Annotated in this window: 22 protein-coding genes; 10 read left to right on the top strand and 12 right to left on the bottom strand. The window is 44.8% G+C overall.

Annotated elements, in window-relative coordinates; all coding sequences use genetic code 11:
- Positions 1-20: 20 nt before the first annotated feature.
- From CLV59_RS24145 to CLV59_RS24135, 3 genes are read right to left on the bottom strand one after another with little or no spacing between them, the layout of a single operon-like run.
- Positions 21-1,004: a hypothetical protein gene (locus CLV59_RS24145; protein ID WP_146616295.1), complete on the bottom strand. Its 984-nt coding sequence runs from the start codon at positions 1,002-1,004 to the stop codon at positions 21-23.
- Between the two features lie 17 nt (positions 1,005-1,021).
- Positions 1,022-1,888, bottom strand: a complete 867-nt coding sequence (locus CLV59_RS24140) for a DUF58 domain-containing protein (protein ID WP_111594667.1) — start codon at positions 1,886-1,888, stop codon at positions 1,022-1,024.
- A 53-nt stretch (positions 1,889-1,941) separates the two neighbouring features.
- Positions 1,942-2,943: an AAA family ATPase gene (locus CLV59_RS24135; protein ID WP_111594666.1), complete on the bottom strand. Its 1,002-nt coding sequence runs from the start codon at positions 2,941-2,943 to the stop codon at positions 1,942-1,944.
- Positions 2,944-3,160: 217 nt separating this feature from the next.
- Between CLV59_RS24135 and CLV59_RS24130 the strand changes: the two genes are divergently transcribed.
- From CLV59_RS24130 to CLV59_RS24115, 4 genes are all read left to right on the top strand, one after another.
- The gene (locus CLV59_RS24130) at positions 3,161-3,499 is read left to right on the top strand and encodes a hypothetical protein (protein WP_170137910.1); all 339 of its coding nucleotides are present in this window, start codon (positions 3,161-3,163) and stop codon (positions 3,497-3,499) included.
- 11 nt (positions 3,500-3,510) lie between these two features.
- Complete coding sequence (locus tag CLV59_RS24125; RefSeq protein WP_111594664.1) at positions 3,511-4,170, top strand: peptidylprolyl isomerase; 660 nt, start codon at positions 3,511-3,513, stop codon at positions 4,168-4,170.
- A gap of 61 nt (positions 4,171-4,231) precedes the next feature.
- Positions 4,232-4,612 carry a glycine cleavage system protein GcvH gene (gcvH, locus tag CLV59_RS24120; RefSeq protein ID WP_111594663.1) on the top strand — a complete coding sequence of 127 codons (381 nt, stop codon included), beginning with the start codon at positions 4,232-4,234 and terminating at the stop codon, positions 4,610-4,612.
- Between the two features lie 129 nt (positions 4,613-4,741).
- On the top strand, positions 4,742-5,137 hold the full coding sequence (locus CLV59_RS24115) for a VanZ family protein (RefSeq protein WP_170137909.1): 396 nt from the start codon (positions 4,742-4,744) through the stop codon (positions 5,135-5,137).
- Between the two features lie 180 nt (positions 5,138-5,317).
- Here the strand turns inward: CLV59_RS24115 and CLV59_RS24110 are convergent, their stop codons facing one another.
- The 3 genes from CLV59_RS24110 to prfA all read right to left on the bottom strand — a co-directional run bounded on the left by CLV59_RS24110 (position 5,318) and on the right by prfA (position 7,953).
- Positions 5,318-5,995 (bottom strand): OmpA family protein, encoded by a 678-nt coding sequence (locus CLV59_RS24110; RefSeq protein ID WP_111594865.1) that lies wholly within the window; start codon positions 5,993-5,995, stop codon positions 5,318-5,320.
- Positions 5,996-6,155: 160 nt separating this feature from the next.
- On the bottom strand, positions 6,156-6,719 hold the full coding sequence (locus CLV59_RS24105) for a hypothetical protein (protein WP_111594661.1): 564 nt from the start codon (positions 6,717-6,719) through the stop codon (positions 6,156-6,158).
- Between the two features lie 169 nt (positions 6,720-6,888).
- Positions 6,889-7,953 (bottom strand): peptide chain release factor 1, encoded by a 1,065-nt coding sequence (gene prfA / locus CLV59_RS24100; protein WP_111594660.1) that lies wholly within the window; start codon positions 7,951-7,953, stop codon positions 6,889-6,891.
- 100 nt (positions 7,954-8,053) lie between these two features.
- Here prfA and CLV59_RS24095 point away from each other — a divergent pair, with 100 nt between their 5' ends.
- Positions 8,054-9,193 carry an amidohydrolase family protein gene (locus CLV59_RS24095; protein ID WP_170137908.1) on the top strand — a complete coding sequence of 380 codons (1,140 nt, stop codon included), beginning with the start codon at positions 8,054-8,056 and terminating at the stop codon, positions 9,191-9,193.
- 9 nt (positions 9,194-9,202) lie between these two features.
- Complete coding sequence (locus tag CLV59_RS24090; RefSeq protein WP_111594658.1) at positions 9,203-10,306, top strand: mechanosensitive ion channel family protein; 1,104 nt, start codon at positions 9,203-9,205, stop codon at positions 10,304-10,306.
- Positions 10,307-10,377: 71 nt separating this feature from the next.
- Here CLV59_RS24090 and CLV59_RS24085 read toward each other — a convergent pair whose 3' ends face one another.
- The 3 genes from CLV59_RS24085 to CLV59_RS24075 all read right to left on the bottom strand — a co-directional run bounded on the left by CLV59_RS24085 (position 10,378) and on the right by CLV59_RS24075 (position 12,501).
- Positions 10,378-10,890, bottom strand: a complete 513-nt coding sequence (locus CLV59_RS24085; RefSeq protein WP_111594657.1) for a thioredoxin family protein — start codon at positions 10,888-10,890, stop codon at positions 10,378-10,380.
- Between the two features lie 11 nt (positions 10,891-10,901).
- The gene (locus tag CLV59_RS24080; protein ID WP_245950946.1) at positions 10,902-11,414 is read right to left on the bottom strand and encodes a MerR family transcriptional regulator; all 513 of its coding nucleotides are present in this window, start codon (positions 11,412-11,414) and stop codon (positions 10,902-10,904) included.
- Positions 11,415-11,529: 115 nt separating this feature from the next.
- Entirely contained in the window at positions 11,530-12,501 is a 972-nt protein-coding gene (locus CLV59_RS24075) for a M23 family metallopeptidase (protein WP_111594656.1), read from the bottom strand.
- A gap of 353 nt (positions 12,502-12,854) precedes the next feature.
- On the opposite strand from CLV59_RS24075, the gene alaS reads away from it, so the two are divergent.
- Positions 12,855-15,473, top strand: coding sequence for an alanine--tRNA ligase (alaS, locus tag CLV59_RS24070; RefSeq protein ID WP_111594655.1), 2,619 nt, complete (start codon positions 12,855-12,857; stop codon positions 15,471-15,473).
- A gap of 152 nt (positions 15,474-15,625) precedes the next feature.
- Positions 15,626-16,639, top strand: coding sequence for a PDZ domain-containing protein (locus CLV59_RS24065; RefSeq protein WP_111594654.1), 1,014 nt, complete (start codon positions 15,626-15,628; stop codon positions 16,637-16,639).
- Between the two features lie 40 nt (positions 16,640-16,679).
- On the opposite strand, the gene CLV59_RS24060 is transcribed toward CLV59_RS24065, so the two are convergent.
- Positions 16,680-18,059, bottom strand: coding sequence for an aldehyde dehydrogenase (locus CLV59_RS24060; protein ID WP_111594653.1), 1,380 nt, complete (start codon positions 18,057-18,059; stop codon positions 16,680-16,682).
- A 165-nt stretch (positions 18,060-18,224) separates the two neighbouring features.
- Between CLV59_RS24060 and gatB the strand changes: the two genes are divergently transcribed.
- Positions 18,225-19,667 carry an Asp-tRNA(Asn)/Glu-tRNA(Gln) amidotransferase subunit GatB gene (gatB, locus tag CLV59_RS24055; protein WP_111594652.1) on the top strand — a complete coding sequence of 481 codons (1,443 nt, stop codon included), beginning with the start codon at positions 18,225-18,227 and terminating at the stop codon, positions 19,665-19,667.
- A gap of 64 nt (positions 19,668-19,731) precedes the next feature.
- Positions 19,732-20,895, top strand: a complete 1,164-nt coding sequence (locus CLV59_RS24050) for a TlpA disulfide reductase family protein (protein ID WP_245950945.1) — start codon at positions 19,732-19,734, stop codon at positions 20,893-20,895.
- Positions 20,896-21,076: 181 nt separating this feature from the next.
- Here CLV59_RS24050 and CLV59_RS24045 read toward each other — a convergent pair whose 3' ends face one another.
- Both CLV59_RS24045 and CLV59_RS24040 read right to left on the bottom strand, forming a co-directional pair.
- Positions 21,077-22,663: a RagB/SusD family nutrient uptake outer membrane protein gene (locus tag CLV59_RS24045; protein WP_111594651.1), complete on the bottom strand. Its 1,587-nt coding sequence runs from the start codon at positions 22,661-22,663 to the stop codon at positions 21,077-21,079.
- A 14-nt stretch (positions 22,664-22,677) separates the two neighbouring features.
- The gene (locus CLV59_RS24040; protein WP_111594650.1) at positions 22,678-25,788 is read right to left on the bottom strand and encodes a SusC/RagA family TonB-linked outer membrane protein; all 3,111 of its coding nucleotides are present in this window, start codon (positions 25,786-25,788) and stop codon (positions 22,678-22,680) included.
- Positions 25,789-26,297 lie beyond the last annotated feature (509 nt).

Below are 26,297 nucleotides of genomic sequence, written 5' to 3'. Positions count from 1 at the left end.
TTAAATCCTTTCGCTTATAGTTATGCTTCCTGCGTTACCACGCCTTCGTTTTCACTCTCTTTCTTAGGACGGGTCCATTCCAGAATTTCTTCCGTCTGACGCATACAAGCCTCATGCTCTTCTGCCGTTGGCTGCATCTTTGCAAACTTGGCCAAATCCGCAATAGTCAACAGTTCGCGTAATTTATCACGTTGCTGGTTAAGTTTAGTAACCGGCTTGATATTATGTAATAACTCTTCTGTCGTCTGTTCCAGCGCAGCAATACCAAACTGATGTTCGAAGTAGGTACGAAGAATATCTGTGAGACGCGTGTAATACATCTTAACGTCTCCGCGTTGCCAAACTTCTTCTGCTTTCAGCGAATGTAACTGCTGTATGGCCAGTTCATAAGGCGTAACGGTTGGTGTAGGCTTCTCTGGCGTCACTTTCCTGCGAGTACGGATAAACCAGATAATTCCAATGATAATCAGTACCAGCAACAAACCGCCTGTTGCTTCCAATCCATAGTCCCAGATACGCCATGGGGCCGACTGTACTGTTTTAATGGGGCGAAATGCCTTAGTAGTATCCACTGTCACGGTACCCACATTAACACCAACAGGCATAGTGAACAGCGTGTCTACCACTGCATTATTACTCGTTTGCTGCACATCAAAACGCATCGGAGGAATATCCCAATGCCCGGAGTCAAAGCTGGTAAGTACAATGGTTTGCACCATTACTTTCAGCTGCTGATCGCCGCTGGTATCAATTTTACCACGGGAAACCACTTCGAAATGTTCGAGGGAATCAGGTAATACGGGAAATCCGATTTTTGTGGTCCCGAACTGATTGGCCGGGAGAGAGGCGGTAAGACGAAGTTTAATCTGTTCGCCAATTCTAATGCTGGCAGTGTCAACGCCGGCATGTACTTCCGGCGCAGTTTGTGCCCGCAGGACTAAAGGAAAGATCAGTCCTAGTAACAAACATAAAAAAATGCTTCGTATCACTGGTTTTGTATACATGACTTGTTTGCTCCGCTTTATGCTCTGTTGAGGAAGAATGTTTGCAATGCTTTTACATAGTCCTCATCAGTGCGAATGGATACCAGCTCTGCACCGCTTTTCAGAAAAGCGTTCTTGCAGTATTGACCATGTTGGGTAAACTGGTATTCATAATATTGACGTACTTTTTTATCGTTCGTATCAATCCATTGTACAGCGCCGGTTTCAGCATCTGCTACTTGTATAAGTCCAACAGCGGGTAATTCCTTATCGCGCTGATCATATACATGTACGCCCACCATATCATGCCTTTTGGCCGCAATATTGAGTGCCTCCTGGTAATTGCCGGAAAGGAAATCGCTCAGTACAAATACGATACTTCTCTTCTTGGTAGCATTGTTAAAGAAACGCAGGGTTTCTTTCAGATTGGTACCTTTTCGTTTAGGCGTGAACGATAGTAACTCACGAATGATGAAAAGGATATGTGACTTACCTTTTTTAGGCGGAATATATCTTTCCATGCCATCGCTGAAAAAGATAACGCCTACTTTATCATTGTTCTTGATAGCAGAGAAAGCCAGGACAGCGCATAGTTCTGTAATCAGATGACGCTTATCCTGTTTTTTAGTACCGAAGGAAGAGCTTTCGCTCACGTCTACCATCAGCATTACAGTCAATTCTCTCTCTTCTTCAAAAACCTTCACAAAAGGATGGTTGAAACGGGCGGTCACGTTCCAGTCGATAGAACGTACATCATCTCCGAAGTGATAGTCTCTTACTTCGCTGAATGACATACCACGGCCTTTGAAGGCGCTATGATATTCGCCTGCAAATATGTGGTTGGTAAGACCTTTTGTTTTGATCTCAATCTGTCTTACCTTTTTTAATATTTCAGCAGTATCCACCTTTAAGCAATTAATGATTAACGAAATGTGACAAGAATGGGGAGATGCGGCTACTAAGGCACTTCTACTGCATTCAGGATTTCGCTGAGAATATTTTCGCTGGTAACGTTTTCTGCTTCTGCTTCATAGGTCAGACCTACACGATGACGCATTACGTCGAAGCAAATGCTGCGTACATCTTCCGGAATCACATATCCTCTGCGTTTCATGAAGGCATATGCTTTGGCTGCCAGCGCGAGGTTGATACTCGCCCTTGGAGATCCGCCATAAGCAATCAGTGGCTTCAGTTTCTGCAGTTTATACTCTTCCGGATTACGGGTAGCAAAAACGATATCAATGATATATTTTTCGATTTTCTCATCCATATACACCTCACGCACCAGTTGACGGGCTTCCATGATATCGGAAGGCTGAATTACAGGGCGGATTTCAGGCGTAGCCTGTGGGTTGAGGTTCTGACGGATGATATGTCTTTCTTCTTCTTTAGTAGGGTAGCCTATCACTACTTTCAGCATGAAACGGTCTACCTGTGCTTCTGGCAGCATATAGGTACCTTCCTGTTCGATAGGGTTCTGGGTAGCCAGTACCAGGAATGGCTCATCCAGTTTGAAAGTAGTATCGCCAATGGTGATCTGTCTTTCCTGCATGGCTTCCAACAGGGCACTCTGTACTTTTGCCGGGGCACGGTTGATCTCATCCGCCAGGATAAAGTTGGCGAAGATAGGACCACGACGTACCATGAATTCGTTACGCTGCTGGTTATAGATCATAGTACCGATAACGTCTGCAGGAAGCAAGTCCGGCGTAAACTGAATACGGCTGAATTTACCGTTGATAGCAGAAGACAGGGATTTGATGGATAAGGTTTTTGCAAGACCAGGTACGCCCTCTAACAAAACGTGACCTTGTGCGAGCAGACCTATCAACAGTCTTTCCACCATGTATTTCTGCCCTACGATTACTTTACCCAGCTCCATGTTCAACAGATCCACAAAAGCGCTCGCCTGGTGAATCTTTTCATTCAGTTGTCGGATATCGGATGATGTATTTTCCATGCTAATTATTTTTCAGGTGTGCTAAAATAAACATTCTTAGAACAAATAAAACTTATCACTATGTGAAGGGGCCGTTAAAATGCTGTTAAACTTGCCACCGTGGCGGATTTCCATCAGATCATCCCCCGTTTTGGGCCCAAATTAATAAAGCCCCTGCATTTTCTATAATATTTTTAGTCTTAACGTACATTTGCCAAACAGGCTAAATATTTAAATTATGGAAGATTTTGCGCAACGCTGGAAGCCTATAGAAGAAATGCTGACTCAACGCTTCGGAAAAACCCCGAATATGGAGGCCATTCTCTTTCTGATAGGCATGAACGAAATGAATAAATTCAAAAAGAAATACACAAAAGAACAAAAACAAGACCTCATGCACGTGGCTGTGTGTACACTCCTCAGCCAAAGCGGTTACTATGAAGTTGAAGGCTATGACCAAGATGGATGGCCTCATTTCAAAGAACTGCAACCCGTTCCTAAGATGGGAATGGCAGAGCAAGAACTGTTCCTGAAAGAACATGTTATCGCTTATTTTAACCACCAGGAAGAAGAATAATTCATTACTCCATGAAGAAACTGTTACTCCTTTGTTCCCTGTTGATGCTTGCTAGCATTGGATTTGCAAAAAACCGAAAGGTCAAAATCATCACTCAGTACGGCACTATGATCGTACGTTTATATGATCAGACCCCGCAGCATCGGGATAATTTCCTGAAACTCGCTAAGTCTCACTTCTACGACAGTACGCTGTTTCATCGCGTTATCGATAGTTTTATGATCCAGGGTGGCGATCCCGATTCCAAACATGCCAAATCCGGCGCCATGCTGGGAAATGGAGATGTAGGATATACGATTCCGCCAGAATTTCAGCTGGACCTCTTTCACCGGAAAGGCGCATTGGCAGCGGCCCGTGAAGACAGGCCGGATAAAGCCTCCTCCGGATGCCAGTTTTACCTGGTACAAGGAAAAGTATTCAACGATGCACAACTGGATAAACTGGAGAAGACAAGATTAGGAGGTCGGAAGATACCTGTCGACCAAAGGGAAATCTACAAAACAATAGGAGGGACGCCTCACCTGGATCAGAGCTATACTGTCTTCGGCCAGGTAATAAAAGGCATGGATGTGATTGATAAAATTGCAGCAGCGAAAACAGATAAGAACAATCGCCCACTGCAAGATATTCCCATGAAAATCAGGGTAATGAAAAAATGGTTATTCTTTTAAGACGTTCTAACACGTTGTAATATAACTTTCTGTATTTTTACGGCTCTAAAATCAAAAACTTATGAATTTTCCGTCCAATCTGCGTTACACCAAGGATCACGAATGGATTCTGTTAGAAGGTAACACAGCTACTATCGGTATCACTGAATTTGCACAACGTGAATTGGGAGACATCGTTTTCGTAGATATCCCAACTGTTGGTAAATCTTTGGAAGCTGAAGAAGTATTTGGAACTGTTGAAGCAGTAAAAACTGTTTCTGATCTGTTTCTGCCCGTTACGGCTACTATCAGTGAAGTAAACGATGTACTGAACGACGAGCCAGAACTGGTAAACTCTGATCCATATGGCGAAGGCTGGATGGTGAAAGTAACCGTTAAAAACCCTGCTGATGTAAATGCGCTGCTCACCGCAGATCAATACAAAGCACTGGTTGCTGAATAATCACACAGTTATACACTGACTATATTTACAAAGGACAACAGGCCGCGTTATCATATGCGACTGTTGTCCTTTGTGTATATTACCGCCAATAATAGATCTTTAACGGAAACTGCCCGGAAACTAGAGTCAATGAAAAATCTGAAATATTTCTTGCCCGCTGCTATCTGGATCATCATCATTCTGGTGCTGTGTACCCTACCAGGAAGAGACATTCCTACCAACTCCTTTCTGGAACAAATCCATTTCGATAAATTCGTTCACTTCAGCCTGTTTGGCGGAATTGTGTTCTTCCTTGCACTGGCCGTCTATTGGCAACGGAAAAGGGTTTCTCCTGCATTACTCCTCCTTTTTGTACTCATTTCTGCCAGCTATGGCCTCGCCATTGAGTTCGTCCAGAAGTATTATGCGGAAGGCCGCAGCTTCGACCTCTACGACGCCCTCGCCGATACCATTGGGGCCATTGCAGGCGTGTGGGTCTTCAAGATCGTCATCCGCCTCTACGAAAAACATTGGCTGAAAAAATAGCCCGCGTCTCCCTGTAATCATACCATCCCCCATCTGTCACACCTTTGCTGGCCTACGGCTTATGCTGCTCCGCGCGCCAAACCATCCAAACAAACCTTCCATAAAAAAATAATCCCCCCTGAAACCAGGGGGGAATGTGTTTTTCTGCTTATGAGAAATAAGTGTTCCTTTATAATATGATTACTGACCAGCTTCTTTCTTCGCATCAGCCTTCATCTTGTCATTCGCAAAGATGGAGAACTCTACACGACGGTTTTTAGCACGGCCTTCTTCTGTATCGTTAGTTGCAATTGGCTGAGTCTTGCCATATGCAAAGCCCTGGATACGGTCAGCTGAAATTCCTTGTTTAATCAGGAATGCAGTAACACTGTTAACCCTGCGCTGTGACAGACCCATGTTGTACTCATCTGTACCTTTTGCATCTGTATGACCTTCTACACGAACATATGTATCAGGATACTTGTTCAGTACAGTCGCCAGATTTTTAATATTTTCCTGCGCTACCGGAGATAAGTCAGATTTATCAAATCCAAACAATACACCAGCATCAAATTTTACATTGATACCCTCTTCATAACGCTCTACTGTTGCATTTGGAACTTCATTTTTAATTTCCTGCGCTTGCTTATCCATCTTTTTACCAATGATAGCACCAGCACCACCGCCAATAGCAGCACCCAGAATCGCTCCCAGTGCAGTATTACCAGCTACTTTACCGATTACAGCACCAGCAGCAGCACCGCCACCAACGCCAATCGCAGCGCCTTTCTTAGTATTGTCCATGCTCTGCCATTGGGAACAACTAAACAACATTGTTGCAGATAAAACCACAGCTACCAGAACATTCAATTTTTTCATCATAGTAATTTTAAATATGAAGTTATTATATAATACAATAGATGGCAAGTATTTTGCCACCATCCAGCAAACAAATATACTGCCAAAGTCAAATACCTTCAGCAATTACTTGCATTGCAATTGTTAAAAAATATAAAAAAAATCACAACTGTTACGCTAATTACCCAAAGAGGTTTTTCAGCACGTCACCAATTCCACCAGTGTTGCCGGAATTCCCCTCTTGCTGTTGCTTTGCGCCACCAGAGAAAATATCCTTCAATTCACCCAGATCAAAATTGCCTCCTTTAATCTTATCCATGATACCACCCAGGTTAATGCCGGAAGAAGCGCCTCCCGTCAGATGACCCAGGATACCATCCAGACTAAAACCATTATTGGAAGGATCATTGGTCTTATTCACCAAAGAACCCATTACCGTAGGAATCAGGCTGCTAGCCAATTGCGTAGCCTTCTCCTTATCCAGATTGAACTTCTGTAGCAGCGTATCCAGGAAATTGTTGGAGATGTTATTCACTAAAGGGTTACCCTCCGTACTGTGCTGACCTCCTAAAAGACCCAGAACACCCGCCGTATTACCATTGGCCAGCTCCTGCTGTAAACCATTGGTAATAGATTCTGTAGCAGCCTGCATCACTGCCTGATTCTGCTCATTAGGGACAGCAGGATTGTTCACCACGGCGGTTTGCGCGTGTTCTTGTACTAATTGCAGCAATTGCTCGAACATGTGTGTAAGATTTAATGTAGGGGAGTAAATATGATTTTCTCGAACTTATTAAATGTAGGATTTTTCCGCCGTAGAAATAGCAGACCCTACAAGATTTCATAGAATATTAAAAAGCCGCAAAGAAGCCAATAAATACAGCCTCTTTGCGACTAAATATAGTTTAGGGAGACTAGCTTCCCTGTTTCAGCTTCTCTGCATTCTCCGCAAAAGCCAGCGCTTCAATCATATCCTTGATCTCACCGTTCATGAACGCATCCAGATTGTAAACAGTCATACCAATACGGTGATCCGTTACACGACCCTGAGGATAGTTATAGGTACGGATCTTCGCAGAACGGTCCCCGGTAGATACAAGACTCTTACGCTGACTCGCAATGGCGTCCTCATGCTTACGCACTGCCGCCTCATAAATACGAGTACGCAACATCTTCATCGCAATCTCACGGTTGGAGTGCTGACTACGTCCTTCCTGACACTCTACCACCACACCGGTAGGACCATGCGTCAAACGAACGGCAGACTCCGTCTTGTTTACGTGCTGGCCACCCGCACCACTGGAACGGAACGTATCCATCTTGATATCCGCTTCCCGGATTTCCACATCCACTTCTTCCGCTTCTGGCAAAACCGCTACGGTAGCAGCAGACGTATGTACGCGTCCGGATGCTTCTGTGGCAGGTACACGCTGTACACGGTGCACGCCGGATTCGAATTTTAATGTGCCATATACATCATCTCCACTTACTTCCAGTACCACCTCTTTATAACCGCCGGCAGAACCAGGGTTTTCAGACATTACACTGGTACTGTAGCCTTTCAGCTCGCAGAAACGCAGGTACATACGCAGCAGATCGCCCGCGAATAAACTCGCTTCATCTCCTCCAGTACCAGCACGAATCTCCAGGATGGCATTTTTCTCATCCTGAGGGTCCTTGGGAATCAACAAGTTACGAATCAGCTCTTCCTGAGCAGTCTTCTGTTCCTGCAATTCTTCTGTTTCTGCCTTTGCCAGTTCGCGCATCTCTTCATCTCCGCTGTCCAGCACTTCTTTATTAAAAGCAATATTATCCAGCAGATTACGATAGGCATCATATGCCTTCACAATCTTCTCCAGCTGGCGGTATTCTTTGCTTAGCTGGCCAAACTTTTTGTTATCACTTACCACCTCTGGGTTGGTAAGGGCCAATGATACCTGTTCAAATCGGCCTTTTATAGCTTCCAGTTTGTCTATCATAATTATCTTTGACGATCGAATATACCACCCAATGGGGTAGTGACCGTACTCAATCGGGTTGCAAAATTAACATCATTCAAGGAATTAAACACCAGGGTTGTTGAAACAGATTAAATTAAAAGGAAAAGATATATTTGACGGATACCATTTCCTCGGCCCCAACAAGGTGCTGATATTGGACGAAACCGGCACTGTGACTGGCATTACAGATTATTCTTCCGATGAAGATATTCAGGAAATAGACGGTATTCTATGCCCGGGATTTGTAAACGCACATTGCCACCTGGAACTTTCCCACATGAAAAATGTGATTCCGGAAGGTACCGGACTGCCAGGTTTCCTCACCCGCGTCATGCAGTTACGCCAGCAAAATGCAGATCAGCAGGAAACAGCCATGAACGATGCCGCCCAGGCAATGTGGGAAGCCGGTATAAGCGTGGTAGGGGATATCAGTAATAATACGGCTTCTATCTCCCGTAAAAAAAATGACCCTATCCGCTATCATACCTTCGTGGAATGTATGGGCGTGGCCGATAACGGCGCTGATAGCCGCTATCAGTTCAGTATGGACGTGCTTGGGCAGTTCCGCGAACTGGATGGCGCTAGGCATAGCTCCTCCATAGTACCCCATGCGCCCTATTCTGTTAGTCGCACCCTGTTTGGGAAAATTGCCGCCACCCCCGCCAATACGCCGGTGAGTATCCACAACCAGGAAACAGCGGCAGAAAACCAGCTATACAACGATAAAACCGGGGATTTCCTGGAGTTCTACAAGACCTTCGGAATGGACATAAGCGGGTTTCAGCCCACCGGCACCAATAGCCTGGAAGCCTGGCTGCCAGATTTCTCCGGCCAGAAAATGATCCTGGTACATAATACCTTTTCTACGGAAACGGATATACGATTTGCACAGCAACAGGCATCGGAAATATGGTGGTGCCTTTGTCCGCAAGCCAACCTGTACATAGAAAACAGATTACCCGATATTCCACTGTTACGCCGGATGAATTGTAATATTGTTGTTGGGACAGACAGCCTGGCCTCCAACCACCAACTGTCTATCTGGGCAGAAATACAGACTATTCGCCAACAGTATCCAGCAATACCGCTGGAAGAACTCCTGCAATGGGCCACCAGCAATGGCGCCAGGGCATTAGGTTTGGAAGGATACGGTAGTTTTCAGCCAGGGAGCCGTCCTGGCGTTGTAGTAATTAATCAAGAAGCAAAAAGAATCATCTAATAATCCTGTATGAATAGTTTTCTGAATACCATCATCCTTGACAACCCGATCAGAGATTACCTGATCCTTTTACTGGTATTAATGTTTGTATCCTTCGTTAAAAGGTACATTTCTAAAATTGTTGCTGCGTTATTGTTCCGGCTGGTGAAACACTGGTCTCCCCAGATCGAACAAAAAAGCTTTGTAGAACTGCTGCTTAAACCACTGGAGTTCTTCTTTCTGCTGATCACGTTCATGTTTACGATCGACAGATTCACTTTCCCCCGAATCCTGAATGTAAACGTATATGGAAAGGTTACCTTACAAAACGTAACAGATACCTTACTGGAACTGGCTTTCACAGCAAGTATCATCTGGATTATTCTCCGTTTGATCGATTTCATTTCACTGGTACTGGAAAAGAAGGCCGATGCTACGTCGGACAGAACAGACAAACAGTTCGTCATCTTCTTTCGTGACTTCTTTAAGGCCATCATCTTCATTATGGGAGCGATTGCCTTTATCCGGATATTATTTGGTGTAGGCCTGGTAGAAAAGATCGTTGCTGGTCTTGGTATCGGTGCTGCGGCCCTAGCCCTCGCTGCCAAAGAAAGTATCGAAAACCTAATCGGTTCTTTTATCATCTTCTTTGATAAACCATTCCGCGTAGGGGATAGCGTGAAAGTTGACAGCTGGCAGGGAACAGTGGAAAAAATCGGATTAAGGAGTACGCGCATACGTACACTGGAAAAGACTTTCGTGACGGTGCCAAATAAAAAGATGGTGGACAGTATCCTCGATAATCTGTCGCTCCGCACCCAGCAAAGGGTAAACATGAAACTGGAAATGACCGCGGATACGCCGGCCGACAGTATCCTGGGCGCTTTGCAGGATATCCGGAAATTGCTGGAAAACAACGAAAATATCCTGAAAGGCTTTACTGTAAATCTGCACGACTTCAATAAAGACACCGTGATCATACAGGTTATTTTCAATACTTATATTTTGGATGGAACAATGTATGCCGCATTAAGGGAAAGCGTGAACCTGTCTATTCTGCATATCCTTGAAAAGAGAGATATCAAGATGCCAGGAAGCAGTACCAACGTGGTGGTGACATCTGCCGCCAAGTAATAAGCGGAAAAAGGTAATAAACGAAAAAGGAGCGCAAATGCGCTCCTTTTTCGTTTCAATATCAGAATAGACTATTCGTCTTTAGATTTCTCATTCTTGCTGCTCTTCAGCAGGATGCGAGACAGTTCTCCTTCTACGCTTTCTTTAGGCGTACCTACTATGCGACCTTCTTCTTTACCATCTTTGAAAACAATGATCGTAGGAAGTTTTTTGATTCTATAGTCAGTAGGAGCGTCCGTGTTCATTTTCTGGTCAGCGCCGAACATGATCACTTGTTCTTCAGGGCTTCCACCAAGGATCATCACTTTATAAAGCTGAGGAATGATCTCTTTACTGGCTTGATCCCAGGTCCCTAATACCGCTACGATATTAAAGCTGCTGCGGTTGGCTTTGATGTAATTCACCATATTATCATTAGGCTGGTAGTCGTTCACACCTTTGTAGAACCAGCTATATTCCTTACCGTTCATGAGCGTTTTCATATCAATTTTACCTTTCAGGACAGGATTGTCGCTGGAAGATTGTGCCCATGTCAGTGTGGAGAACAGCAGCCCGCCACCTAATAGTAACATTTTTAATCGCATAACCTTGTATTTTATAATTGATCTTTCAGTTCCGTTAAGAAACCTCTTACCTTTAGCAAAGCTTGTACCATTTCGAAATTTCGGGCGGCCAGCTTACGGTCTTCCTTTAATTTTTGTTTCGCGCCTTCGATCGTATACTTCCTTTCTCTGAGGAGGTGATAGATTAATTTCAGATGGTGAATGTCTTCCTGGCGGAACAGGCGGTCTCCTTTGCGGTTCTTTTTAGGCTGGAGGATATCAAATTCGTTCTCCCAATAGCGTATCAGAGAAGTATTTACCTTGAACATGGCAGCTACTTCACTGATGGAATAATATTGTTTGTCCAATACCAGTTTATCCAATTCCATAATCAGATCCGGGTCTTCCGAAAATTCTTTCAATGATTTACGCCCACGCTTTTTACCCAGATTGGGTTCAGCGGGAGGGGCCACGGCCCTGACTTTTACTTTAGACTTGGGTCCCGCCTTTACTGCCATTGGCAGTGGAGACGTTCCGGCTGTAGAAAAAAGGTCTAACTGGTGCATGGCAGTAAAAAACACGTTGAAAAATATCTTTTACAGCCATGAATTTAGCCATTTTACTTCAGCTTTCGTCTATTTCCAGATTAATAACGAACATATTATAACCAATCAGGATAACTTAGTCGAACGACTGGTTACCAGATCTGGCCATTTTAACCAGTGTTTCAAACTGTTCTGCGGTGAGATCGCTGAAGAAGAAGTATACCGGGTCTACCTTGGTGCCATTTTTCATTACCTCATAATGGCAGTGTGGCCCGGTTGATTTACCAGTACTACCTACCCATCCTAACACATCTCCGCGTTTTACCGACTGTCCGGCCCTTACCTTCATACGGAGCATATGCCCATAGAGGGTTTTATAACCGTAACCATGGCGTACCACCACGTGGTTACCATATCCTACGTCGCTCAGACTAGCCTCTTCCACCACACCGTTACCTGTAGCATAGATAGGCGTCCCACTGGGCGCCGCGAAGTCGAGCCCAGAGTGATATTTCATCATTTTATAAATCGGATCGATCCTATAGCCGAAACCGGAGGCAATATGTTTAAGATCTTTATTCGATACAGGCTGAATAGCCGGGATAGAAGCCAGCATTTCCTGCTTATTCTTTACCAGCTTATCAATCTCGTCGAAGGATTTCTCCTGGGATTTGATACGGTTGGTGATCTCATTGAGCAATACAGAAGTGGAAGCGATGATCTCACTGCTGGCAAAGGATTGCAGCTGAGACGCTTCCTCATCGGCGGCCACCTTACCCATACGGGTACTGTCTGGAATCGGATCAGCCTCAAAGATGACCCTATAGATCTCATTATCCCGCTCTTCCAGGGCAGTTAGTTTGGTCTTCGCCTCTTTCATACGTCCCTGCAGGGCCTCGTACTTTTCTTTCATCCCGTCCAGATCCCGCAACAACAGCTTTTCCTTAGGGGAAGCAAAAAAACGATAGGCAAATGCCAGGAACAAAGCGCCTGTAACAATGGCGGCAGACACGAAACCGAGAATACGCAGCACTTTCACCCGTAGGGAAACTACCAGCTTCTCGTATTTTAATGTTTGCGTATTATAGAAATATTTAACCTTCTTCATTGCACCAATGGTGTACTTTTCTTACTCAGCTAATACGCTGAGACCGCAGATTTTATTACCTTGAGTTCAAACGGATGAATAAAAATTGGCATAAATGAGCTTGCCGTCCTTAACTTTTTTGCCGGTCAGCCTATCCTATTTTGAATAATCATACAGGTTTCAATATTTTTGCACTCCCTGTAACTCGGCGGGAAAATAAGGCGCACAAACCTAATGTAATTAGATTAAAACATCAACCTTTTGAATGTCAATTTTCTAACTACTTCATAATGGGTTGAAACACAGGCGAAAGTCTGCCGCCAAATACTCGAGCAATAAGATATAAAATATATATTAATTCGCATCAATATTTTATGACAGCTTCTGAAATACGACAGCAATTCCTGGACTTCTTTGCGTCAAAAGGGCACCAAATCGTGCCTTCTGCCCCGATAGTGGTGAAAAATGACCCGACTCTGATGTTCACTAACGCCGGTATGAACCAGTTTAAAGACTATTTCCTCGGCAATAAAGTACCCGCGCACAGCAGAGTGGCAGATACGCAAAAATGCCTCCGTGTAAGCGGTAAGCATAATGACCTGGAAGAAGTAGGTATCGACACCTACCACCATACCATGTTCGAGATGCTAGGCAACTGGAGCTTCGGCGATTATTTCAAAAAAGAAGCCATTGCCTGGAGCTGGGAACTGTTAACGGAAGTGTACAAAATCCCCGTAGATCGTTTATACGTAACAGTATTCGAAGGCGATGCGAAAGAAAACCTGCCTAAAGACCAGGAAGCATACGATTTCTGGAAAGAACATATTGCAGAAGACCGCATCCTCCTCGGAAACAAAAAAGATAACTTCTGGGAAATGGGCGATACCGGTCCTTGTGGCCCTTGCTCTGAAATTCACGTAGACTGCCGTCCGGATAATGAAAGACAGGCAGCAGACGGGAAAGCCCTCGTTAACAACGACCATCCGCAAGTAATCGAAATCTGGAACAACGTATTCATGCAGTTCAACCGCCAGAAAGATAAATCCCTGGTGCCATTGCCTGCCAAACACGTAGATACCGGTATGGGCCTCGAGCGCCTCGTTCGCGTACTGCAAGGAAAAACTTCCAACTACGATACCGACCTTTTCATGGGTACCATCCATACCGTTGAAAAACTGACCGGTAAAGCCTATAAAGGCACTGATGAGAAAAGTGACGTCGCTTTCCGCGTAATCGCTGACCACATCCGCGCTATCTCCTTCACCATCGCCGATGGCCAGCTGCCATCCAATACCGGCGCAGGTTACGTAATTCGCCGTATCCTCCGCAGAGCCGTGCGTTACTACTTCTCCTTCCTGGACGTAAGAAAACCACTGCTCCACGATCTCGTACCAGTACTGGCAGCACAATTCTCCCACGTTTTCCCGGAACTGGAACAACAGGTAGACTTTGTGAAGAGAATCATTTTTGAAGAAGAAAATAACTTCCTCCGTACCCTCGAAAGTGGTATCCGCCGTATCGACGACTTCATCAAACACGCCAACAGCAAAATCATCGATGGCCAAACAGCCTTCGAACTTTATGATACATACGGTTTCCCATATGATCTTACCACGCTGATCGCTCTTGAAAACAAGTTTGACGTAGATAAAATCGGCTTCGATGCTGCCCTGGAACAACAAAAAGAACGTTCCCGCGCCGCTACCGCATTAGATACCGGCGACTGGGTAGTACTGGACGAAACGCCAGATGTAATGTTCGTAGGCTACGAAAACCTGGAATCACATACCAAACTGCTGAAATACCGTACCGTTAATGCAAAAGGTAAAGATCAATTCCAACTGGTATTGAGCAAAACGCCTTTCTATGCAGAATCCGGCGGACAAGTTGGCGATACCGGTATCCTGTACTTTGATGAGGAAATCATCCACGTGACGGATACCAAGAAAGAAAATAACCTGATCATTCACTTTGCAGATAAACTGCCGGCCAACCCGCAGGCAGGCGTGAAAGCAGTAGTAGCAAAAGAAAAACGTCAGGATACTGCACGTCATCACTCTGCTACCCACCTGTTGCATGCCGCACTTCGCGAAGTACTGGGTACGCACGTTGCCCAGAAAGGTTCCCTGGTGAATGCAGAAGGTCTGCGTTTCGACTTCTCTCACTTCGCAAAAGTGACAGATGAAGAAATGGCTAAAATTGAAGATATCGTAAATGATAAAATCCGTGCGAATATCCCCGTTGTTATAAAGGAACTTCCTAAGGAAGAAGCCCTGCAACTGGGCGCTATGGCGCTCTTCGGTGAGAAATACGGAGACGTTGTTCGCGTGGTAATCATGGACCCGAATTATAGCGTAGAGCTTTGCGGCGGTACCCATGTTGGTGCAACCGGCGAACTCGGTCTGTTTAAATTCGTTTCTGAAGGTGCAGTAGCTGCAGGCGTTCGTCGTGTGGAAGCGGTAACCGGCAACGAGGCGCTTTCCTTTGTGAATAAACAGCTCCAGCAACTGAAAGAGATCAAAGCCGCTCTCAAAAATCCTAAAGAAATTGTGAAGGCTGCGGAAACTCTCGTACAGGATAAAGCGACCCTGGAAAAACAGGTAGAAGCACTGGAACTGGAAAAAGTACGCCAGCTGGGTAATGAACTGCGTTCAAAAGCACAATCCATTAATGGCGTAAACTTCCTCGGACAGGTAGTTAACGTCAGCAATGCAGAAGGCCTGAAACAACTGTCACTCCAGTTAAAGAATGAAATCCCTGATCACGTGCTGATCTTCGCTGCCAATATAGGCGGAAAAGCCAGTGTTGCCCTGACCATCGATGAGAAACTCGTGGCAGAAAAAGGCTGGGAAGCGCCTAAATTGATCAAGGAACATATCGCACCACTGATCAAAGGTGGCGGCGGCGGTCAGAAATCCTTTGCTACCGCCGGCGGTCAGGAAACTGACAAGCTGGACCAGGTAATTAAAGCAATTCAGCAGATTATCAACTGATAATTGAAATTAAGTGTTATAAGAAAGGTGGATATCGGGAGATGTCCACCTTTCTGTTTTTTATCGTTACTTAATGGCAGATAATCGGATTTAACTTTTCCTTAGTTATCCATGTTATTAAATTTGTTGCCGTATAAAAAAACTATCAACATATGAGCAAGTTACTGCAAACATTAACCATTGCAGGTTTTACCTGCTTCAGCTTTCTGAGTGCACCGGTATTCGCCCAGCAGTCAAAAGATAAGATGGGAGAGTTTGACGAAATCATCATCAAACGCAAAAGTAATGCTGATGCAAAGGTCACCGTGGAAATCAAGAATGGTGAAATTTGGGTAGACGGTAAGAAAGTGGACCAGTACAATAATCCGGATTTATCTGTCTTTCGTCGGAATATTACTCCAATGGATGGCAACTCTATCAGTATTACCAGTGATAACACCTCTCCATTACTGGGTATCTTTGGTGGGGGTGGAGGCGACGACGCACAGGATGACGGCGACAACATCTTCGATGTCAAGCCTAACAAGGCTTTGCTAGGGGTCCTCACCGAGAAAAATGAGGCGCGCGGCGTGACCGTCAAAACCGTGTCTCCTGGTAGTCCAGCCGAAAAAGCCGGCATCAAAACAGGCGATATCATTCTCCAGGTAGATAAAACAAAGATCGAAGAACCGAAAGATCTCTATGAAACCATCGGTACTTACAACCCCGGAGACAAAATAACGTTAACGTATACACGTAATAAGAAAGAAGCCAAGGCAACCGTAACGTTGGACGAACGCACAAACGAACGCCCAGGGATGATGTTTGGGCCTCCAACCAGAGGAAACAGAGGGTTCTTTAATTTCCAGCAGCCCGACTTCAACAACAGCTGGGCTCCACGCGGCAACAATCCCAGACTGGGCTTACAAGTAGAAGACACAGAAAATGGGGAAGGCGCAAAAGTAACGGAAATTGAACAAGGTTCTGCCGCAGAAAAAGCCGGCTTTAAAACAGATGATATTGTCACCGAATTCGGTGGGGCTGCTGTTAAATCAGCCAGAGATGTGGCCAACGCCTATCGTATAAACCTACTCAAATCATCGGTACCGGTGAAGGTTATACGAAATGGAGCTGCACAGACACTGGATGTCAAAATTCCAAAGAAAATTAACAAGGTTAATTTATAGCGTGCAAGAGAGAGCAGCCTGATGGCTGCTCTTTTCTTTTCTACATTATTTTTTTCAGGAGTTTCAGTTTATTTCCGAACGGAGGGTATTTCGTTGGAACATCCAGCCAGGTACCGGTTTTCAGCATCCCCTTAGGATGGGTAAACGTATCGAAGCTATATTTCCCGTGATATTGTCCCATTCCACTATAGCCAGCGCCGCCGAATGGCAGTTCGGGATTAGTAAGATGCACCAACGCATTATTGACACAGCCACCGCCGAAACGCACCTGATCAATGAGGGCACGTTCTGTTTTTTTACTGTTGGTAAACACGTACAAAGCCAGTGGATACGGTAGTTTACGAATCGCTTGTATAGCCTGTGGCAAATCGGTATACGGCAATATGGGCAATACAGGACCAAATATTTCATCCTGCATCACCGGGTCATCCCATTCCACATCCGTCAATAAAGTGGGTGCGATATAACGTGTAGCCTTATCCGTTTGACCACCATGAATAATGTGCCCCTGGCTGAGATAAGAGGCTACTGTATCAAAGCGACGATCATTGATCATTCTTGCATAGTCGGTGCTGGCGGCCGGGTTCTCACCAAAAAAAGAAATAATGGCTTCTTTTAAAGCATCTTCCAGTTCCGCTTTTACCTTTTGGTGCACGAGGATATAATCTGGCGCCACACAGGTTTGTCCTGCATTCCAGAATTTCCCCCAGGCAATACGTTTAGCCGCCACCTTTATATTCACTTTCTCATCTACCACGCATGGGGATTTACCACCAAGCTCCAATGTAACGGGCGTTAGGTGAGGGACTGCCATCTCCATAATTTTCTTACCTACCGGAATACTACCGGTGAAAAATACATGGTCGAAACGATAGGTCATCAATGTTGGGATTACAACGCCACCGTCTCCCTCCACCACGGCGATATATTTTGGATCAAAAGTTTCCTTGATCAGGTCATAAATAACATCCGCAGTTGCCGGCGCCAGCTCTGAAGGTTTCAGAATAGCGCAGTTACCACCGGCAATGGCTCCCAGTAATGGACTCAGTAGCAGCATAAAAGGGTAATTCCAGGGGGCAATGATCAGTGTCAGTCCCAATGGCTGCCGGTAAATGCGGCTGCTACTGGGATAAGTGACCAGCGGAGAAGTAACTACCTGCGGTTCCATCCATGCTTTCAGGTTATCCAGTATGTAGGCGATTTCCTCATACAGGAATCCCACCTCGCTGGAGTAAGCCTCCATCGGATGTTTATGCAAATCCTTATGTAATGCGTCCAGGATGCGGGTTTCGTGCTTTTCAATGGCTTTCTTCAGGCGTTTCAGTTGGGTTTTCCTGAAACTAAAGGGTAATGTAGCTCCGGAATCAAAATATGCCTTCTGTGCCTCATAAAGCTGCCCTGCCTGGGTTTGACTGATCATAGGGAAGATATTTTATTGTATTGTTCTTACCGAATTTACCACTTTCCCTTCATGAATTTGCCCGAAAACCCAGCATTATTTGAATATATTTGTAGTAATTGACTATAATTTTAGTGGTGAGTTGTAGTCAGTTCAACCTTATTGAATTTTTTAAATTATCACCTCTTGGATTACAGTAAATACGAAACCGTGATCGGGCTTGAAGTTCATGCCCAGCTGCTGACAGAAAGTAAGCTTTTCTGCAGCGATAGCGCCGCTTTTGGTGGTTCTCCCAATACGCATATCAGCCCAATTACCCTGGCCCATCCCGGCACCTTACCCCGGATGAATAAAAAAGCGGCCGAATATGCCATTAAACTGGGACTGGCTTGCCATTGCGCCATCGAAAAAGAGAATTATTTCGCCCGTAAAAACTACTTTTACCCAGACCTCCCTAAAGGATATCAGGTATCCCAACATACGGCTCCTATTTGTAATGGCGGATATGTGCGCATCACTACAGATGCCGGTACCCGCAACATTCAGCTCAATCGTATTCACCTGGAGGAAGATGCCGGGAAACTACTGCATGATCAGGACCCTGCATTTAGCTACGTGGATTATAACCGTGCCGGTGTGCCGCTCGTTGAAATAGTGAGCGAGCCGGATATGCATTCCAGTGATGAGGCTTATGCCTACCTGACGGAACTGCGTCGATTGGTACGATACCTGGGCGTGTGCGATGGAAATATGGAAGAAGGTAGTATGCGCTGCGATGCCAATATCTCTGTTCGTATCAAAGGCACTACCAAATTGGGCACGAAGGTAGAAGTGAAAAACATGAACTCTATCCGGAATGTGAAAAGAGCCATTGAAGCGGAAGTAATAAGGCAGATAGATATTCTGGAAACAGGAGGCTCCCTTATTCAGGAAACAAGAAGCTTTGATGCCGCCACAGGCAGCTCTTTCAGCCTTCGTTCGAAAGAAGAAGCCAATGATTACAGGTATTTCCCGGAACCAGACCTTGCCCCATTCAAACTCAGCGATGCTTTCATAGAATCTATCCGGGCCACGATTCCCGCTTTACCGGAAGAATTAATGCAGAAATATACCACCCAGTTCAACCTGCCGGAATATGACGCCAGGGTCATTTGCGATGATAAAGCCACCGCCGATTACTTTGAAGCGTTGACAGGGATTACCACCCAGTACAAAGCAGCAGCCAACTGGATATTGGGACCGGTGAAGTCATGGCTGAATGAACATGCTGCAGAGATCAGCAATTTCCCGGTAACACCGGAAAACCTGGCGCAGCTCATCGCACTGACCGACAGTGGCAAAGTGAGTTTTTCCATTGCCTCCTCTCGCATACTGCCAAAGATGATCAGTCATCCTGACGATCCAATGAACATCGCTACCAGATTGAATTTATTACAAGACGCCAATGCCGATAATATCGGGCCGATCATTGATGAAGTACTGGCAAAATATCCGGATAAAGTAGCTGCTTACCGAGGGGGCAAAAAAGGATTGCTGGCCCTCTTCGTGGGCGAAGTGATGAAAGCCTCCAAAGGCAAAGCAGACCCGCGTCTCACTAATGAATTATTGGCGGAAAAACTGAAAGGTTAAGGCCAATCCGCAATTTTAACCTAATTTGGAGGTTTGCGGAACAGATTTTTAAAATTACGAATACATGAAAAAATACTTTTTATGGTTGTCAGCCGCCGCATTAGTTGCGGGATGTACGAGCCAGCAACAGGAAAAAGGTGAATTCAAAATTGAAGGACACTTCACCAACCTGCCTCTGGGATCTGTAGTATTGGAAGAACTGACATTGCAAAATGTGAAAGGAGTAGATTCCACAACAGTAAAGGATGCAAGCGGTAAATTCACCCTGAAAGGTATGGTTCCTGAACAAGGCCTCTACCGTATCAGATTCCAGAATGGTAAATTCATTTTACTGTCGCTGGATGCAGGCGATATGAAGCTTGAAGGAGATGTGGATAACCTGGAAAACCTGAAGGTAGAAGGTTCTGAATCTACTGCCGAACTTCAGAAATTCCTGGGCGATATCAGCAAACAATCTATTGCCCTCACAGAAGAAATGCGTAACCTGGACAGTCTGCATTCTATTAAAACGCCAGACAGTGTGCTGCAACCTAAACTGCAGGATTTCCAGCGCAAGGAAAAGGATTTCGAAGAAAGTTTCTTTATTGCTGCCGATAAGACAAAATACCCTGCCAACGCAGTTTTTGCTATCAGCCAGGTAAGAAGCGGAGAAGAGATCATGGCACACAAACAGGTGCTAACGAATATGGCTAAACGCTTCCCTAAAAATACCCTGGTGAAAAGCATGGTAGACAGAGTAGCGGAACTGGAAAAATCACAGACTGCTGGCGGCGCTGATGCTGCTGGCGGAGAAGAGCCTTCTATTGCAGTAAAAATTGGAGAACCTGCGCCTGAATTCACGCTGCCTGATCCTTCTGGCAAAATGGTAAGTCTCAGTTCTTTCCGGGGTAAATATGTACTGGTAGATTTCTGGGCGAGCTGGTGCGGCCCTTGTCGCGCTGAAAACCCGAATGTAGTAGCTGCTTATCAACAGTTCAAAAATAAGAACTTCACCGTATTGGGCGTTTCACTGGACAAAGAGAAAAGTAACTGGTTAGAAGCGATCAAGAAAGATAAACTGGACTGGACACATGTCAGCGATCTGAAATTCTGGGAATCAGCAGTAGTAAATATGTATGGTATTAATGCTATTCCTGCGAATTTCCTGATGGACCCACAAGGGAAAGTGATTGCCTCCAACCTGAGAGGACCAGCACTGGAAGCGAAACTGAAAGAAGTATTAAAATAAGCGATTTAAACAGATAAAAAATCCCCGGCAGTATATCACTGCCGGGGATTTTTTTATGGGGAGATATAGGGAGATAAAGGTCAAAAAAGAAGGGTGTACCGGTCGTTTCGGTACACCCTTACTTTCATTTACTAGTTTATCTACAAGTATGCTCTACAATGTATTGCAAAGGCCATAGCTATTAATTATAACCAGGGTTTTGCTGTGCTTTCAGTGTTGGATTTGCATTCACTTCAGTTGAAGGGAATGGCCACAGGAAGCGGTAATCAGAGTAAGGAATAGCCGCTACTTTGGTAGGCAGAACAACACCGGAAGCTGCTTGATAATCGGTAGCTGTGATATCCAGAGGATCCACTTTAGCAGGGATACCGCCAGTGCCATAGGTAGCATCCAGTGCCAGACGGTGAATATCTGGCCAGCGACGACCTTCACCCTGGAACTCAATTCTGCGCTCACGCAGGATAGCCAGGATTACATCGGCAGGTGCTACAGTAAAGCGATTGAGACTCGCAGCAGGCAAAGACCTGTTACGTACAACATTCAGGAGAATAAATGCCTGTCCGTTATTACCAGTACGAGCATATGCTTCAGCAGCATTCAGCAGTACTTCTGCATAACGTACGATAGGAGCCCAGTCAGTTCTGGTAGCATAATCTCTGAATTTGTAGCTATAAACCTTCTTATCGGTAGATTTATAGGTCAGGTTAAATCTGCGGAGGTCATCTCCAACCCACCAGGTTGCATTGTACAGATTAGCGCTCAGGGAAACCAGACCACGACCACTCAGTGCAGCAGGTCCGAACATGGGGCCTAACGCACCGTTAGTACCACCATTTGCCAAAGTACTGTTTGCAATAGAGAAGATAGATTCTGAGTTTTTGTCAGCCGCAGTAAATACAGTAGCAACGCTATCCACCAGCTTATAGCCTCCGATCGGGCTTAATGGAACTGGTTTATCTGCACCTAATTTAGCTGCTTCAGTAATAACGCCTGCATAATCGCCCATATGCAGTTTTATTCTGGTTTTCAGTGCAATCACTGCACCTTTACTAGCTTTGCTAATTACCTGGCCGTTACCAATATTCTGTTCAGCGAAATCCAGGTCAGCCAGCATTTTAGTATATGCTTCAGCAACAGTTCCTCTACCTACTTTCAAGGCATCAGCCATTTTGGAAGAAGAATTGATGGCTACATCGCGGTAAGGAACACCAGGCTTACCACCATTACCGTCAGCATAAGGGCGACAGAACTGGATCAGTAATTCATGGTGACCAAGTGCACGGAGAAAACGAGCTTCAGATTCCAGTTGCAGTTCTTTTGCAGCGGAAATAACGCCGCTTTTCTGCGCTGCTTTGGCTCCATCAATGAACACGTTTGCCTGGTTGATCATGGCATAAAGGTTCAACCACATATTCACGTTATTCGCAGTAGTGGTAGTGATGGTGGATTTATAAGTGATCTCGTAGAAAGTAGCCAGGTTGACCATATCTTCCCCACGCATTTCGGCCTGCTCAATAGAAGCAGCACCAAAAGGATAACCACGACCGGAACCATCGTTATAGGTACCGATAGCCGCCGAGTTATAGACACCATTCAGTGCATATTCTACGTTGGTGGAATCAGTAAAAACGACACCCTCACCCAGCTGATCTTTTGGAGTCAGCTCTGTATATTTCTTACAAGACATCAGGCCAGCAGAGATGATCAGAGATGCTGCCAGAACTCGTCCTGCGTTTTTGCTGTATTTATATCCGAGTATATTTCTCATGTTTCAATTTTTTTTTACAGACCAATGTTAACACCAAAAGTATAGGTACGAGGAACAGGAGAGGTATTGTAATCTACACCAGGAGAAAGGTTACCTGTAGAGGTATTCAATTCAGGATCTGCACCAGTATACTTGGTAATCACGAATGCATTTTGCACCTGGAAGTAGAAACGAGCGCTAGACAGGTGTGCACGGTTAATCAGGTTCGTAGGCAGAGAGTAACCCAGACCAATGTTCTGTGCACGAATGAAGTCACCTTTCTCTACGAAACGGCTGTTGGTGTTGCCAGACAGCAGCAGGAATGCATCGGAACCCTGCCAGAGTTTAGGAACATCAGTTACCTGACCAGGAGTAGTCCAGCGGTTCAGGATTTCTTTACCGTTGTTCTGGAATTTCTGGTTGTTCAGTGTTTCCTGACGAGTTACGTTCATGATTTTGTTACCACCTGCAAAAGACAGGAAGATGTTGAAGTCAAAACCTTTGTATTTAACGGTATTGGTCAAACCACCAAAGTAAGTAGGAGTACCTTTACCCAGGAATTGTCTGTCATCTGGAGACAGAGAAGCAGCGGTAGATACGTCAGCTGGTTTGGTTGGATCGTATACAGAGTAGCTCTGAGATGCAGGGTTACCCTGGATCAGAGAACCATCTGCTTTTTGATAGATAGGGAAACCGTTCGCAGAGTTTACGCCTTTGGATACATAACCATACAGTTCACCGATGCTACGGCCTTGTCTGGTCAGGTTATAAGTACCAGTGATATCGCTTACCAGTGAAGTCACTTCGTTTTTAATGAAAGTGATGTTAGCAGAAGTGGTCCACTCAAAACTTCCTTTATGAATGTTAACGCTGGTAACTGAGATTTCAGTTCCTTTGTTGTACATTTTACCAACGTTCTGTGCGATAACGTTTGGTCTGGTGTAGTTAGGAATACCCAGTGAAGGAGCAGTAGGCACCAACAGGATCATACCATCAATGTCATTCTTGAAGTAATCAGCAGTAATAGTGATACGATCTTTGAGTAATCCCAGGTCGAAACCGATGTTAGATTTCTTACTGGTTTCAAATGACAGGTTAGCATTGTACAGCTGACCATAGGTAAAACCAGACAGGGTACCATAGTTAACACCAGAGAAAGAACCGAAGTAAGGGAAAGCACCGATTTCAGTGTTACCTACTTTAGCGAAACCGCCACGGATTTTCAGGTTACTAACTACATTAGCGATGTTACCATGTTTGAAGAAGCTTTCTTCAGACAGTCTCCAACCAGCAGAAACACCTGGCAGGTTAGCATTCTGGTTGCCAATAGGCAGGGAAGAAATCGCATCTCTACGAATAGAAGCACTTACAATGTAGCGATCAGCATAGGTGTAAGAAGCACGTGCAAACATAGATTTGAATGCTCTTTCAGTGATACCACCACCAATAGTTGGGGTAGTCAAGCTACCACTAACGATGTTATCGCCAGCCAGAGAAGTATTGCTCAGACCAGTACCTTGTGCATAGTAGAATCTTTCTCTGCTTTTCTGTAATTCAAAACCAGCTACAGCGTTTACATTGGATTTACCCAATGTTTTGTTATAGCTCAGGGTATTAGCCCAGTTGTAGCGGAAGCTAGGAATTGCCTGTTGCAATTCATAACCATTCAGACCTTTACCATCACCATGTTTAGGATCATAGTATTGATAGTCTTCACCATTCAGGAGGTTAATACCCAGCTGAGTTCTCAGGTTTAATCCTTTCAGGATTTCCACATTCACGAATGTGTTACCAGTGATGTTCAGGTTATTGTTTCTGAATACGTTTTTATCCAGCGGATATTTAATGTTAGGGTAGTTGTCCGCAATAGGAATCAGGTTAGAACCCAGACCCAGCGTGTTACCAGCCCAGTTTACATTGTATGAACCATCAGGCAGCATTACAGGTACGTTTGGCAGCGCGCGGAGAGCAGCACTTACGTTGTTTGACAACGCATTGGTACCAGTTTGCAGACCATAGTTAGTCACATTGGAGATACCTGCGTTGATACCGAAGGTAACGATGTCCAGTGCTTTTTGTTCTACTCTCATACGAGCCTGGTATTTTTTCTGGTTGTTACCTACCAGCATACCGTTCAAGTCTGCATACAGCAAAGAGAAGTAGTAGTTATTTTGTTCAGTTGCACCGCTAACAGACAGAGAGTGGTTCTGTTGGAAACCGTTTCTGAACACTACATCCTGCCAATCAGTGTCATAGTTGCCACCAGCTGGGTTAGGAGTAGCAAAGGCCTGTTTAGCACCGCCTTTGTTAGTATATTTTTCGTTTGCGATCATGATGAACTCATCTGCGTTCAACAGTTGGAATCGCTTAGCAGGAGTTGCAGAAGCAAACCATGCATCATAGTTTACTTTACCTTTTCCTTGTTTACCTTTTTTGGTAGTGATCAGTACCACACCATTCGCAGCACGGGAACCGTAGATCGCAGTAGCAGCACCATCTTTCAGCACTTCCATACTTTCGATATCATTCGGGTTCAAGTCACCCAGTGGGTTGTTTGGAGTAACGCCAGACTGGTTACCTGCGATGATAGGAACTCCATCCACTACATACAGCGGATCGCCGCTGGAAGTCAGGGAGTTTGTACCACGGATACGGATACGTGCAGGTTGACCAAGTACGCCACTAGCAACGGTTGCCTGAACACCCGCTACCTGACCAGCCAATTGACGGTCGATAGATGGAGAGGCTACGTTCTGCAATGCAGCACCATCAATTTTAGCGATGGAAGCAGTTACGTTCTTACGTTCCTGAGTACCATAACCTACAACTATCACCTCATTCAGCGCTTTCTGGTCGCCTTCCAGCAACACATTCACACTGCTTCTGCCAGTGATACCTACTTTTTGTACAGCATAACCCACAAAGGAGAACTCCAGTGTAGAGGTTTTGTCTCCAACAGTCAGCTTAAATTCACCATTAGGAGAGGTAAGAGTACCAACATTGGTACCAGGGATCTTTACAGTAACGCCAGGCAATGCAGAACCGTCTTTCGCGTCGGTCACCTTACCTGTAATCGTTCTTGATTGAGCCAGTGCCTGGAAGACACTGAGGACTGCTAGCAGCCAGAGGAATAATCCTTTCTTCATAAGCGATCTTGATTAGATAATAGTAAATCGGTAATAATTGGTTGTCTAATGGGTATAGGAGTGCCATTAGGCATCTTTTGCCTCCATTTACATAAACCAAATTCAATTAATAAGATAAAATGAATACTACAGTACTTTGTTACTGCGAGCCATCTGAAAAACCTTAATGAGTAATTTGTTTAAATCTTACTGTACTTAATCAGTTAAATTTTGATTCGTTTGGTTGAAAATTCTTTTACTATTGGTTGAAAATTCTTTTTACATCCGACAATTTCTTATCAGCTACTTATCTCTCAGTCTAATAAACAAACATTCTACATACTAACGGAAGTACTGTGAGATACCCCCTATTTGAATCGCTATAATATGGATTGTTCTATTTCAATAACAGGGACATATCAGTTGGCGAATGTTCCCCCATAAGCAATTTAAAACTTCTTCTATCCTTAATAAGCGTCAGATTCTGTCAACTCTTGAGGCATACACCCTAAAGTTATCTGACAAATATA

The sequence above is a fragment of the Chitinophaga dinghuensis genome (assembly GCF_003259435.1).
GTDB lineage: Bacteria > Bacteroidota > Bacteroidia > Chitinophagales > Chitinophagaceae > Chitinophaga > Chitinophaga dinghuensis.
This window is presented reverse-complemented; position numbering and strand designations above follow the sequence as displayed.